Raw genomic sequence first — 13,170 nt, 5'->3', positions numbered from 1 at the left:
CCACCAATTGAAATTAAGGATGATTACAATGGCAGATTTATTTGACAACCCAATGAGCCTGAATGGGTTTGATTTTGTTGAATTCGCCTCACCTCAACCGGACGCGGTTGACGCATTGTTTAAACAGCTTGGCTTTGCACATGTGGCCAACCATCGCTCAAAGGATGTTGCGCTGTACCGTCAAGGTGACATCAATCTTATTCTAAATCGTGAACCAAAAAGCCAAGCCAGCTATTTCGTTGAAGAGCATGGTGCTGGCGCTTGTAGCCTAGGCTTTCGCGTTCGAGATGCCAAAAAAGCTTATGAGTTAGCGGTTGAAAATGGCGCACAGCCAGTAGACGTACCAACTGGTGTGATGGAGCTGCGCTTGCCTGCTATCAAAGGTATCGGTGGCTCACTGATTTATCTTATTGATCGTTATAAAGATGGTGAGTCTATTTATGACGTTGATTTCGAATTTTTTGCTGATGTAGACCGTCGTCCTGTCGGGCATGGTTTTAAAGTCATCGACCATTTAACCCATAACGTTTACCGTGGTCGTATGGCTTATTGGGCAAACTTTTATGAGCGCATCTTTAACTTCCGCGAAATCCGCTTTTTTGACATCAAAGGTGAATATACGGGTTTGACCAGTAAAGCCATGACAGCGCCTGATGGCAAAATCCGTATTCCATTGAACGAAGAGTCAAAGCAGGGCGGCGGTCAAATTGAAGAATACTTGATGCATTTCAACGGTGAAGGTATTCAGCATATTGCTTTAGCCAGCGATGATTTGTTTGCCAGCATCGATAAATTAAAAGCAGAGGGTATCCCGCTCATGACCGCTCCAACCGCGACTTACTATGAAATGCTGAGTGAGCGTCTACCCAATCATGGCGAAAATGTCTCTGAGCTACAGATGCGCGGTATCTTGTTAGATGGCACCACTGAAGGCGGCACACCGCGTCTGCTGCTACAAATTTTCTCTGAAACTATCTTAGGTAGCCCGGTCTTCTTCGAGTTTATCCAGCGTAAAGGTGATTACGAAGATGGCTTTGGCGAAGGTAATTTCAAAGCCCTATTTGAATCCATCGAGCGCGATCAAGTCCGTCGTGGCACGGTTGGTCAGCCAGAAACTGAAACACCGTAAGCGCCCCTACCTTTAGGGAAAAATCCATAAAATAAACGGGCAGGGCAAAAGGAGTTTGTCTTGTCCCTAATAACCACTGCGCTCTGTAATGCCGTGTGTTCAATGCGATGACTGAGCTATGGTTCAGTCATGATTGAAAACGACTAGCAAAATTAAGAGTGCCATTCAGAGTGCCAATGGCAATAAAAGGAATACAGGCATGGAACGCCTACCACATACGAATTCTGTTAATAAAGCTATCGGTACCAACAGCGTTGCTTGCAAAACGCTAGGCACTGATGCTGCCAGTCACGATGATTCTGCTCATAAAAAGCAGGATTCTATGCCTAAAAAACAACCTTACGTGTCGCATCAGCCAGATAGTCATGGTCATATTCACTATAGTGATGATGAAAATGGTATGTGGAAGGCATTGCTTGAGCGTCAAGCCGAGCAAATACCTAACCGTGCCTGCCCAGCCTATCTAGACGGTTTAAAAAAGCTGAATTTGCCCGCTACGCGTATTCCGCAATTGCATGATATTGATGAGGTATTGCAAGCTACGACTGGCTGGCAAACTGCCGCTGTCCCTGCATTAATCAGTTTTGGTAAGTTTTTTAAATTGCTTGCCAATAAATCCTTTCCGGTGGCAACTTTTATCCGTCGATTTGATGATATGGACTATATCGAAGAGCCTGATATTTTTCATGAAATCGTTGGACATTGTCCGCTTTTGACCCATCCTGCCTTTGCGATGTTCAATGAAACTTATGGCAAGCTGGGTCTTAATGCCACTAAAGAAGAACGGTGGTTTTTGGCACGGCTCTATTGGTTTACCATCGAGTTTGGTTTGGTGGGACAAAATCAGAGCAGTCGCCGTATCTATGGCGGAGGCATCTTAAGCTCACCGTCTGAGACGGTTTATGCACTCAATGCTGGTTCTGAGCAGCAAGCAGAACCTCAGCATCAACCGCAAAATCAACCAGAGCACCGAGCGTTTGACTTGCTTGATGTGTTGCGTACCCCTTATCGTATCGATCATATCCAGCCGATTTATTATGTCATTGATGATTTGGATACATTATTTGATATCGTCAATAGCGATATCATGGGAATGGTCAAACAAGCCATGTCGCTAGGATTGTTCGAGCCTAGTTATGCAGTAAAAAACGCCGAATGCATGGTTAAGAAAAACGGCATCATTTGAATGATGTAGTCGTAAATGACAGCGTCAACATGGACGTAACTGTATTAAACGTAACAGTATTAAAAAAATGAATAGTTAACATAAAAGGACATTATAATGACGACATTATCACAAGCCAGCTGTGAGGCCTGCCGCATTGGCGCGCCAACGGTCAGCGACATCGAAGCACAAGAGTTATTACAGCAAATTCCAGATTGGTCATTGATCGAGGTTGATGGCATCAAGCAATTACAACGTCAATATAAATTCAAAAACTTCGTCAAGGCGATGGAGTTTGCCAATCAATTAGCAGACATCGCCGAAGCAGAAGGGCATCATCCTGGCATATTGGTAGAGTGGGGCAAGGTGACGGTTACGTGGTGGTCACACAGCATTAAAGGTCTGCATCGCAATGATTTTGTCATGGCAGCTAAGACCGATAGTCTGCTGGATCAATAATGAGGGTAGCAATCGCTATTGCAACTCATTAAACTTGTCCGACTCAAAGCCAACCCTAACGCCAGATTTGACTGGCAAGCTAAGGATGTGTGATGCCTCCAAAAATATTAACCCAAATTTCACCTCAACTGGCATTTATGATTTCTGCCATTGTCATCGCTATTATGGGCGTTACCATGATAGGTTTTGGCTGGGTACCGCATTTATCATTGATACTCGCTATTTGTGTCTTGCTGGGCATTGGTCTGTTTAAAGGCTTGACCTTTGATGACATGCAAGCGCAAATGGCATCGGGTGTCATGCGTGGTATCGGTGCGATCTATCTATTCTTCTTTATTGGTTTGATGGTCGCCGCTTTAATGATGTCTGGTGCTATTCCAACGCTGATGTATTTTGGTTTTCAGTTGATTTCACCAGAGTATTATTACATTTCAGCCTTTGTATTGACCTCTATTATTGGTATTGCCTTGGGCAGTAGTTTGACCACCGCGGCGACATTGGGTGTGGCTTTTATTGGTATGAGTAATGCCTTTGATGCCAACGTGGCGATTGCGGCTGGTGCGGTGGTTTCAGGGGCGTTTTTCGGTGATAAAATGTCGCCGTTATCAGACACCTGTACCATTGCTTCATCGGTGGTGGGTATTGATTTGTTTGAGCATATTCGCAATATGATGTATACCACGGTACCAGCGTGGATACTCACGGTCATTATTTTTTGGTTTTTCTCTGGGCAGACCGCAGGCTCTGACTTGAGTCAAGTAACCGTATTGCAAGGTCAGTTGATTGAAAGTGGCTTGGTACATGGTTATGCGGTATTGCCATTTGTGGTACTGGTTGGGTTGGCGGTTTTTCGTGTCAATGCCATTTATACGATTATCTGTACCATTGTGGCAGCATTGATTATTACTTATTTGCACAGCTCGCCGAGCTTTGGACAATTAGGCGGCTATTTATTTGCAGGCTATGCACCGGCTGAATCGTTAGAGCTGGGTGAAGTCGGTGGTATGCTATCGCGTGGCGGTGTGCAGAGTATGTTCTTCACTCAAGCGATTGTGATATTGGCACTCAGTCTTGGTGGCTTGCTCACAGCATTGGGTATTTTGCCAGCACTGTTATTAGGGATTAAAGACACATTGACCACATCAGGACGCGCCATATTTGCCGCTGCCATGTCTGCTCTGAGTATTAACGTGCTTATTGGCGAGCAGTATTTGAGTATTTTATTATCTGGTACTGCCTTTCGTCCGACGTTTGAGCGTTTGAATTTACACCCAAAAAACCTATCGCGTACTATTGAAGATGCAGGTACGGTTATCAATCCTCTAGTGCCTTGGAGTGTGTGCGGCGTGTTTATCAGCCAAGCATTAGGCGTGCCCGTGCTTGATTATCTGCCTTATGCGTTCTTCTGTTATTTATCGCTGTTACTAACGATATTGTTTGGTTTTACGGGAATTACCATCAGCCGACTCAAGAGTCAGTGACCCGAAAAGCTTTTGTCTCTAAACTCTGCATTAAAACGCTAGGGCTTGTGTCTTCTAAGACAACACAACAAGCCCTAGTTTTTATTTATACCCTTGCAATCATTTGAGACAAGCTGATAGGTGTTGAGTACGATATACCAGATTTGTAGCTCGCTAAGTTGTGTGGTAGGCGCTGTACAGGGGATTAAAAACGTTTGTTCAAGAAATTGAGCAGACGTTTTTTTGTGTCTTTCAATAATACTTGTACAGCCATTGCTTCGGCATAGATAGTCGTTACTGACGTTGGTACTAGATAGCTCTTTGGTGGTTAAAGAAATAAAAGCGACTAAAAACCCAATCAGCTTATCTCAACTCATTGATATGAGTAATGGTTTGTGCGAGTTCAAAAATGATAAAGGTGATAAAGAATTATGCTTGTATTTAAGGGTTACTTGTCACAGATAAAAGAAAATCGGTCGTATAGATACTTACAAGCAACAGCGAGCGGGAACAAAAAGAATAATATTTTAAGTTAATGATAATTGTTTTTATTATCGTTTACGAGTAAAATCGGTTTTTATTGGCTGTCCAATATACATACAACGATTTAAATTAATGATGAGTACCGATATGTTACGTGCAAACCAATTGACCATCAGTCGCCAAGGAAATACCTTACTAGACAATGTAAGCTGTGAGATTGATAGCAACCAATTGGTCGCTTTGGTTGGACATAATGGTTCAGGAAAATCGACTTTAATCAAAGCGTTGGCAGGCGAGATGATGAGTAATGGCGGTAGCATCAGCTTGGATGATCGGCGTATCAGTGATTACAGTAGCAAAGCGCTGGCGCGACAAATGGCATATTTGCCACAGCAACTACCAGAAGCCGCTGGGTTTTCAGTACGTGAGCTGGTCATGCTAGGACGTTATCCGCATCAAAAATGGCTGCAAAAGCCCAACCAAATGGACAAAGATAAAGTAATAGAAGCCATGCGCATCACCCAAACAGAGGCGTTCGCTGACCGAATTACGGCCACGCTTTCAGGTGGCGAGCGCGCTCGCGTTTGGCTTGCTATGTGTCTGGCACAAGACACCAGATATTTATTACTTGATGAGCCATTAGCTGCGCTTGATATGCACTATCAGCTTGAAGTTATCCAGCTTATCCGTCGTTTGGTGGATGAGCAGGGCTTGAGTGTGGTGATTATTTTGCATGATATTAATTTGGCCGCGCAGTATGCCGATCGAGTTATCGCCTTAAAAAACGGACGTATTTGCCATAACGGTGATATCGGCAGCACCATGCAACCGACAGTATTGCACAAGATTTTTAACGTAGATATGCAGCTGCTTAGTCATCCTATAACGGGGCAGCCAGTCGCCGTTGCCTAGTAGGGCATATCATCAATCTGAACGAAAATGAATAAGTAGGCTAAAAATGGTTAAATTTTTATGACCGTTTTTAAAATGAGGGCATGCCCTAGTATTTGCCTCATCTTTTTCATTTCTTATTTTCTCTTATTCGCGCAAAAGATAGGCCGCTATGTTTCCTGCTCTTTATAAATCTCTGTTCTCTTTAATAGCCATAAAACCTTGCATAAAAACTGGCTCAAATCTCACTATCAGTAAATATAAGTGGCTGCCGCTCATAGCAAGCTTAACACTGACCACCGTGCTGACTGCCTGTCACCAACCAATAACGGCGCAAAAAGACGCTCGAGTGGGCAATGCAGATAACGCTAACATCAATATAGTCTCACCTGATTGGGGCAATGCGGCAACCTTGATCGCCATGGGTTACCCCCCGATAGCGACGGGTGATGTGAGGGTGTGGGACAGATGGGTAGGTACGCCTGAATTGCCAACCTCAATCATTGATTTGGGCATTCGCTATCAGCCTAATGCGGAATTGGTTGCCCAATTGCCTGTCGATTTGGTCGTCGATAACTTTTTTTATGAGCATGCCCGCAATCTCTATGGAGATGTGCCCTCTGAGTCGGTCATGTTCGCCGCCAAAGGTGATACTGCAACTTGGGCAGATTATACTGAGCCAACTCGTCAGCTGGGACAGCTAATTGATGAACCAGCCTTGGCTGAAAGCTATATTAAAAAAAGTCAGACAGATATCAAACTGGCAAGTGAGCGTCTGCAGCAGCGCTATCCAAAAGTAAAGAGATTTGCCGTTGTGCAGTTTGCTGATGCCAATAACATGCGCATGTATGTCAAAAATAGTTTGTTTCAGCCCGTGCTAAAAGAGATGGGCAGAGAGCTGGATGTATTAGGCAAAGGCAATCAATGGGGGTTTGTCCCTATTCGAATGGGCGACTTGGCTCAATTGGATAATGAGACCTGCCTATTAATCATCGACCCGCTGAGTCCGATAACCCGAGCTGAGATTAAAGACAGTTTGGTTTGGCAGCGTCTAGGCTATGGCGATGAGCGCTGCGTGGGTGAACTGCCACCCATATGGATTTATGGTGGCATGTCGTCACTGGTCGGCTTGGCAAATAATTTATCAACAGTGACATTAAAAGGTGGGGCAGCATCATGACTATTAATACTGCCGCACAGACTCATCACTCTCATACCAATAATACTACTGATTATGTCAAACCTATGACTTCACTTGCAGCGTCTCAGTCGCCCACATTGAAAACACCATCAGAGCAACACTCCAAGCTTATGCAAAAACCTCCCAATCCAGCACCAAAACCACCTCGGCAACCACCTTCGGTATTTGCGGATACATGGCGCATCTGGGCAGTAATGATTATCCTTGTAGTATTCTCAGTATGGAGCACGTGGGCATTAATCGCTCAGGAGTGGACACGCCCGATCAGTGATTTGTTTATTCCAAGCTCGCAATTGGATATTATCAGTCTTGCGACGCAGCTGCATATAGTGGCGACCAGTATAGTGGCGCTATTGGCAGGTGGTCTGCTTGGGGTTGTCAGTATTTTGCTACAGCAATTGGTCAAAAATCCATTAGCGTCAGACACCACATTGGGCGTCGGCGTTGGTGCACAATTAGCCATGCTCATTGTGACCTTGTTTTTGCCAAGCTTAGCGATTTATGGTGGACTTTATGTGGCCTTTGTCGGCGCGCTTATTAGTATGGGACTAGTCTTTGCGTTGTCAGCACCCAGTCGTTTTAATCCGCTCATTTTAATATTGGCGGGCTTAGTGGTAAACATTCTACTTGCTGCCGTGGCTAATGTCTTGGTGTTGTTTTTTGCTGAACGTAGTAATGGTATGCTGTCGTGGGCGGCGGGATTTTTGGCACAGAATAGCTGGCATACCAGTACGATGCTAGCGATAACGGCCGTCGTGATGGCGGTTGTCTGTCTACCCTTGTTAAAACCATTAACCTTGATGAGTCTCGATGACTCACAAGCCAAGCGCTTGGGCGTGCCGATTAACGGTATCCGTGCATTGGTGGTGCTTATTGTGGCGGTCGTTACCGCTTTGGTGGTCAGCGAAGTTGGTCTAATCGGTTTTATCGGTCTTGGCGCTGCCAGTCTGGTCAATGCACTGGGTGTCGCTTCTATTAGCAAACGTCTGCTTGCAGCCTTTGTCTTAGGGGCGCTGCTTTTATGGCTGACTAGCAATGTTGCTTTATTACTCGAACCCATACTAAATATGCAAATTCCAGCAGGGGCGATGACGGGTATTCTTGGTGCACCACTGATTATTTGGCTGATTTTGCGTCAGCGCCGTGAGCGGATAGAAACAGTAACCCCGATGCTAACGGGCAAGCATGCACCTGTGGCATGGTGGCGCTGGGGTATTGGTGTGGTAATGATAATCATACTTGCCTGTGTTTTTGTCCAAGACGTCAGTGGTTGGGGACTAAGTACCGATTGGGCGATCACCCAGCAGTATCGGCTACCGCGCAGTTTGAGCGCTGCGGCAACGGGTCTGATGTTGGCCATCGCTGGTGTATTATTGCAAACGCTCACCCGCAATCCGATGGCAAGTCCAGAAGTGTTGGGTGTGAGCTCGGGCGCGGCGCTTGGGGTTATCTTAGGGTTTTTACTACTACCAAGCTTAGGGCTATCTGCCGGAGCTGGTACTTTATTAATCTCAGGATTATCAGGAGCGATGGCTGTGTTATTGCTGGTTATTTGGCTAGCACGTAAGGTAAGCTCTGGCTATCTATTACTGGTCGGTATCGGTATTGCCGCGATGATGGATGGGGTGATGCACATGGTCAAGCTGTCTGGTGATCCACGCCTAGAAGCGATGCTTAGCTGGCTATCGGGAACCACTTATAGCGCTCAGCCTAGTACCGTGTGGTATCTTATCGGCATTGCTCTCATTTTATTCACCCTCAGCTTACTACTTATCAAACCCTTAAGAGTGCTTGGTTTGGGTACAGGGGTCGCTCGTAATTTAGGGGTGGCAGTGACACCAGTGACACTCGCGTTATTGGTGTTGGTGGCGGCGCTAAGTACTGCCAGTACGCTTGCGGTTGGGCCATTGAGCTTTATTGGTCTAATGGTGCCACATTTGGCGACGTCACTTGGTGCGGTAAGGCTTGAGCGCCAATTGCCATTAGCGGCTTTGTTAGGCGCAGGGGTGATGGTAATAGCAGACTGGATTGGGCGTTATGTCATTTTCCCTTATGAGCTGCCTGCGGGTACGATTGCGGCTATCATTGGCGGTGCGTACTTTTTATGGCTGATTCGTAAAGTGCCAGTTGCAGTAAGTGAATAGTTTTTATAGGAAAATTAATGACTGACGAATAACTATAATCAGCCATCATGATCAGTCATTAATACATACCGTCCAGCGCTTAAATAGCGCTATATCTTAAAATCACCAATGTTCGTCATATTCAGTAAGTCATTTGACATTACTTTTAAGGGGCTTTAAGCTTTTTTATTCAAGCTCTTTTTTAATAAATGATCGAATATAAATGGACCAAGGGGCAAAAAGGATCCGAGTACCCCTGCTGGCATTGCCCAAAGCGGCATTTTTATTTTGGTGGTGGCTATCAACAGCATTAAAATATACGCGATGAACAATCCGCCATGAGCCATCCCTATGTAGGTGACCGCTTCTGCAATACCCATCATGTACTTTAGCGGCATGGCGATGCAAAGTAATAATAAGAAGGACGTACCTTCCAAGTAACCCATGATCGTAAGAATCTTTAATACAGAGTTCTGATCTTTTGTTAGATGAGGTGTTTCTGTGGTAGTTGTCTGAGCCTGCGACACTATATCTTCCTTTTGTTTTATAATAAATAAGGTAAGGGTTTTTCAATGTCGCTATGATACTGGCTTTGTTCAATGCTTTGAAGTATTAATTATACCAACCCTTAATAGAGATCAGTAACGAAACTAAATGACTCTTGATGTCAGTGACTCTAAGGCTACTGATCTCGTTTTAACTGTGAAAAAAAATATGACTGCTTACTCCCTTTCTTGTCTTTACTCTTTTCGTCGCTGTCCTTATGCCATGCGCGCGCGTCTCGGTCTGTTGTTTGCCGAGTTGCCAGTAGAGCTACGGGAGATAACGCTAAAAAATAAGCCTGCGAAAATGCTAGCGATTAGCCCAAAAGGCACCGTGCCAGTTTTACAGCTCGCTGATGGTGTTGTGATTGAAGAGAGTCGGGAAATAGTGGAGTGGGTGCTTGAACAGCAAGATCCACAAGAGCTGTTGAACCCTAAGACTTTGCATCAAGGTAATACGTTAATTGAGCAAAACGATCAGGAGTTTAAGCATTGGCTAGATCGCTATAAATATGCTGACCGTCATCTTGAAATGACCCAAACAGAATATCGGCAAAAAGGTGAAGCATTTCTACAGATTTTAGAAGCACTGCTTACTAAAAATACTTATTTGCTAGGAGACAGTGTGACCATTGCCGATATCGGTATTATGCCATTTATCCGCCAATTTGCTCATGTAGATCGCGACATTTTTTACAGTTTGCCTTATCCTAAACTGCAAATATGGCTAAAAAACTGGCTAGCGCATCCATTATTTATACAAGCCATGACCAAGTTTCAACCTTGGCAAGATGGCGATGCGCCAGTGATTTTCTCTTCTTAGCAAAAGTGGCTCATTCTTTGCTTTGTAAATATTTCATCAATCTATTTTAGATATGTCCAGCACGAATCCACGCGTCATTAAACAATCCCTAATAGTGAGGGAGTTGTTTACCCTCACTATCTTGATAGACCTCAACAGCACTATTCTCAAAATAAATATCAATCTATGGCGGTTTGATAGCCGCTTTTCATAACCTTTGTATCAAAAGGGTTGAGTGCCTATTGTGTACACTTGTACTCTTAGGTTAGAATGAACATAAGTGTATCATTATATAAATATTCTTGAGTGAGCTCAATTACGAATTGATTGGCATGGTTGTGAAAGTAACTTTTATACGAGTGTGAATATAAGAGTGCGCAAACAACGAATCCACGTGCCAATTATAGTGACGCCGATAGCTTTGCTTTTTATACGCGATAACCACTTAATTCACCCCTAATCCCAACATTTACGAAGGACTGTTTGAAATGTTAAAAAGTGCCATTAAAGAGACTGAATTAGAAAAAATCGATATCATATTAGTAAAAAATATTTTAGAGATTGGTATTCAAGATGATTATGCTGACAAGATAGCGGCTGATTATATCGAGACGTTAGCCCGCGCAAAAAGTGATAAAAACAGTCTCTTATATAAATCATCTAAGGTAAAAGAGTGCTATAGACAGTCGGATCTGCATAAATCTATCAATCGTATTATTTATAAGATCGAGCCTTTAAGGGTTGCTATTATGCGTGAAAGTCTAGCATTGCAGCAGGCAGTGGCTGAAGGCAATAAAGAGATAGCTGATGAGATTATTAAGGTTGTCGTTAGAATGAAGCTAGAAAAAAGTAAACTTGAGAAAAATCTTAGCGCACTTATGGGTAACGTAAAAAAGCTTCAGCTAGCTAGCTAATAAAATAACAACAAAGCAAGGCCATGCTTGAAAGTGGCGTCAGCCTTTTTGAGCTACGTAGCCAAGCTGCGTCTGGTGCACCCGCTGACCATCTAGAACCGTTCAGATCGTCAAAAGCCAGTCTTCACGCGAAAACCTTTGCGGTAGATGGAAAGCGCATTTTTATTGGCTCGTTCAATTTTGACCCCCGTTCGACTGCGCTCAATACCGAAATGGGTTTAATGATCAACAGTGAACAGATGGCACAGAAACTGCACAAAGCATTTGATAAGGGCATAGTTGGTCTTACTTGGCGAGTAGAGCAGCGTAATGGAAGGCTCGTCTGGATCGATGAGCGTCTCGGAGCCTGGACAAAGTGCCCTGCTTAACATTATCTTGACGATAGTAGGATGGCTACCAGTTAAGTGGCTTTTGTAGCTATAGACAACAGTACTATATATGATGAACAGTGCTATATAGGATCATGAGCTATAATATCCAATATCTGGCATATTCATTCAGCAATGTGATAAATATAGAAAATTGGCTAATGCTATATCTGACATAGTGCTTGGAATGTTTTTATGTTCTTTTAATTAAAAAAAGCAGCGATGCTACAATCATTAATTATTTTTACTATTTTTTAAGATGATTTGTTAGCGTCTCTATCGTGCTTGTTTTTAATCGTTTATGCTGAGGTACTTTACAAATACTCACTAAGATATCTAAAAAACAATTAAGGAAAATTTATGCATATCACTGCTAATTTCGATGCTGGTAATATTGAGGTTATTAATTTAGAAGATAAAAAAAATATCCAATTGGCTATTCGTCCGGACGTCGGCGGCGAGTTTTTTCAGTGGTTTAATTTTCGCCTGACAGGACAGGTGGGCGAGCAATATGTGCTCAATATTATAAATGCAGGGGATGCGGCATTTCCTGCAGGGTGGGAGAATTACCAAGCGGTGGCGTCGTACGATCGTGACTATTGGTTTCGTCTGCCCACCTCTTATAAAGACGGCAAACTAACCATAACGGCAGAGTTGGAATGTGAAACCATTCAAATTGCTTTTTTTGCCCCTTACAGTGATGAGCGTCATCAAGATTTATTAGCAGCGGTGCAAATGCATCCATTAGTGACGTTAGAGCATTTGGGAGAAACCCTTGATAATCGCGATTTAACCTTAGTCAAAATTAGTGATGGCGCTAGCAATAGCGATGCGCCTAAACGCAATATTTGGATTACGGCGCGTCAACATCCTGGTGAGACGATGGCCGAATGGTTGGTCGATGGTCTACTGCATAGCCTGTTAGATGGTGATAATGCCACGGGTAAATTATTATTAGATAAAGCCAATTTCTACATCGTGCCCAATATGAACCCAGATGGTAGCGTGCGAGGTCATCTGCGTACCAATGCAGTTGGGACTAACCTAAACCGTGCTTGGTCAAATCCAAGTTTGGAAACCAGCCCTGAAGTCTTTCATGTCATTAATAAAATGGAAGAAACGGGCGTTGACCTGTTTTATGATGTACACGGTGATGAAGAAATACCTTTTGTATTCCTTGCTGGCTCGCAGGGTACGCCAAATTATAGCGACCGCCTCGCACGTCTACGCGATAGATTCTCAGAAGTGTTAAAGATCGCCAGTGCTGACTTTCAGACGGACGAGGGCTATGACGTAGATGCACCGGGTACAGCGAATATGACGCTTGCGACTCACTGGGTTGCCGAACGCTTTGACTGCCTTGCCAATACCTTGGAGATGCCATTTATAGACAACAATAATGTCCCCGATGCGGATACGGGTTGGTCACCAGAGCGCTCTATGAAATTAGGGGAAGCCTCATTAGTGGCTATGTTGGCAGTCGTGGATGATTTACGTGAGTGAATCATTTAGGTGGATTGTTTGGGTTATGAAATAAGTCTATGCACTCAAGGGTTACTTGTTCAACATTCTCTATGCCACTCCAAATCTCCTTAGATACGCCCTCAGATTTATCTGCTACCAGACCTTGCGA

At 43.9% G+C, this 13,170-nt stretch carries 12 protein-coding genes; 11 read left to right on the top strand and 1 reads right to left on the bottom strand.

All coding sequences use genetic code 11. The features are described from left to right. Positions 1 to 28 precede the first annotated feature (28 nt). From hppD to fhuB, 7 genes are all read left to right on the top strand, one after another. Positions 29 to 1,129, top strand: coding sequence for a 4-hydroxyphenylpyruvate dioxygenase (hppD, locus tag ACP69U_RS01515; protein ID WP_426137602.1), 1,101 nt, complete (start codon positions 29 to 31; stop codon positions 1,127 to 1,129). 199 nt (positions 1,130 to 1,328) lie between these two features. Next, complete coding sequence (gene phhA / locus ACP69U_RS01510; protein WP_426137601.1) at positions 1,329 to 2,315, top strand: phenylalanine 4-monooxygenase; 987 nt, start codon at positions 1,329 to 1,331, stop codon at positions 2,313 to 2,315. 96 nt (positions 2,316 to 2,411) lie between these two features. Next, on the top strand, positions 2,412 to 2,753 hold the full coding sequence (locus ACP69U_RS01505; protein WP_201501314.1) for a 4a-hydroxytetrahydrobiopterin dehydratase: 342 nt from the start codon (positions 2,412 to 2,414) through the stop codon (positions 2,751 to 2,753). Positions 2,754 to 2,845: 92 nt separating this feature from the next. Further along, positions 2,846 to 4,234 carry a Na+/H+ antiporter NhaC family protein gene (locus ACP69U_RS01500; RefSeq protein WP_426137600.1) on the top strand — a complete coding sequence of 463 codons (1,389 nt, stop codon included), beginning with the start codon at positions 2,846 to 2,848 and terminating at the stop codon, positions 4,232 to 4,234. Between the two features lie 609 nt (positions 4,235 to 4,843). After that, positions 4,844 to 5,608, top strand: a complete 765-nt coding sequence (locus ACP69U_RS01495; RefSeq protein WP_404642986.1) for an ABC transporter ATP-binding protein — start codon at positions 4,844 to 4,846, stop codon at positions 5,606 to 5,608. Positions 5,609 to 5,759: 151 nt separating this feature from the next. Then, positions 5,760 to 6,767: an ABC transporter substrate-binding protein gene (locus ACP69U_RS01490; RefSeq protein ID WP_426137599.1), complete on the top strand. Its 1,008-nt coding sequence runs from the start codon at positions 5,760 to 5,762 to the stop codon at positions 6,765 to 6,767. Next, entirely contained in the window at positions 6,764 to 8,932 is a 2,169-nt protein-coding gene (fhuB, locus tag ACP69U_RS01485; RefSeq protein WP_426137598.1) for a Fe(3+)-hydroxamate ABC transporter permease FhuB, read from the top strand. The genes ACP69U_RS01490 and fhuB overlap by 4 nt, the downstream gene beginning before the upstream one ends. A 155-nt stretch (positions 8,933 to 9,087) precedes the next feature. On the opposite strand, the gene ACP69U_RS01480 is transcribed toward fhuB, so the two are convergent. Beyond that, positions 9,088 to 9,438 carry a DUF3817 domain-containing protein gene (locus ACP69U_RS01480; protein ID WP_426137597.1) on the bottom strand — a complete coding sequence of 117 codons (351 nt, stop codon included), beginning with the start codon at positions 9,436 to 9,438 and terminating at the stop codon, positions 9,088 to 9,090. 187 nt (positions 9,439 to 9,625) lie between these two features. Between ACP69U_RS01480 and ACP69U_RS01475 the strand changes: the two genes are divergently transcribed. The 4 genes from ACP69U_RS01475 to ACP69U_RS01460 all read left to right on the top strand — a co-directional run bounded on the left by ACP69U_RS01475 (position 9,626) and on the right by ACP69U_RS01460 (position 13,040). After that, entirely contained in the window at positions 9,626 to 10,276 is a 651-nt protein-coding gene (locus ACP69U_RS01475) for a glutathione S-transferase (protein ID WP_426137596.1), read from the top strand. A 467-nt stretch (positions 10,277 to 10,743) separates the two neighbouring features. Further along, complete coding sequence (locus ACP69U_RS01470; protein ID WP_426137595.1) at positions 10,744 to 11,169, top strand: hypothetical protein; 426 nt, start codon at positions 10,744 to 10,746, stop codon at positions 11,167 to 11,169. A 23-nt stretch (positions 11,170 to 11,192) separates the two neighbouring features. Further along, positions 11,193 to 11,537: a phospholipase D-like domain-containing protein gene (locus ACP69U_RS01465; protein WP_426137594.1), complete on the top strand. Its 345-nt coding sequence runs from the start codon at positions 11,193 to 11,195 to the stop codon at positions 11,535 to 11,537. Positions 11,538 to 11,897: 360 nt separating this feature from the next. Beyond that, positions 11,898 to 13,040, top strand: coding sequence for a M14 family metallopeptidase (locus ACP69U_RS01460; RefSeq protein WP_426137593.1), 1,143 nt, complete (start codon positions 11,898 to 11,900; stop codon positions 13,038 to 13,040). Positions 13,041 to 13,170: the final 130 nt, after the last annotated feature.

Origin of the sequence: Psychrobacter sp. TWR1-1-1 (genome assembly GCF_049895865.1) — a bacterium.
GTDB classification, from domain to species: Bacteria; Pseudomonadota; Gammaproteobacteria; order Pseudomonadales; family Moraxellaceae; genus Psychrobacter; species Psychrobacter immobilis_A.
This window is presented reverse-complemented; position numbering and strand designations above follow the sequence as displayed.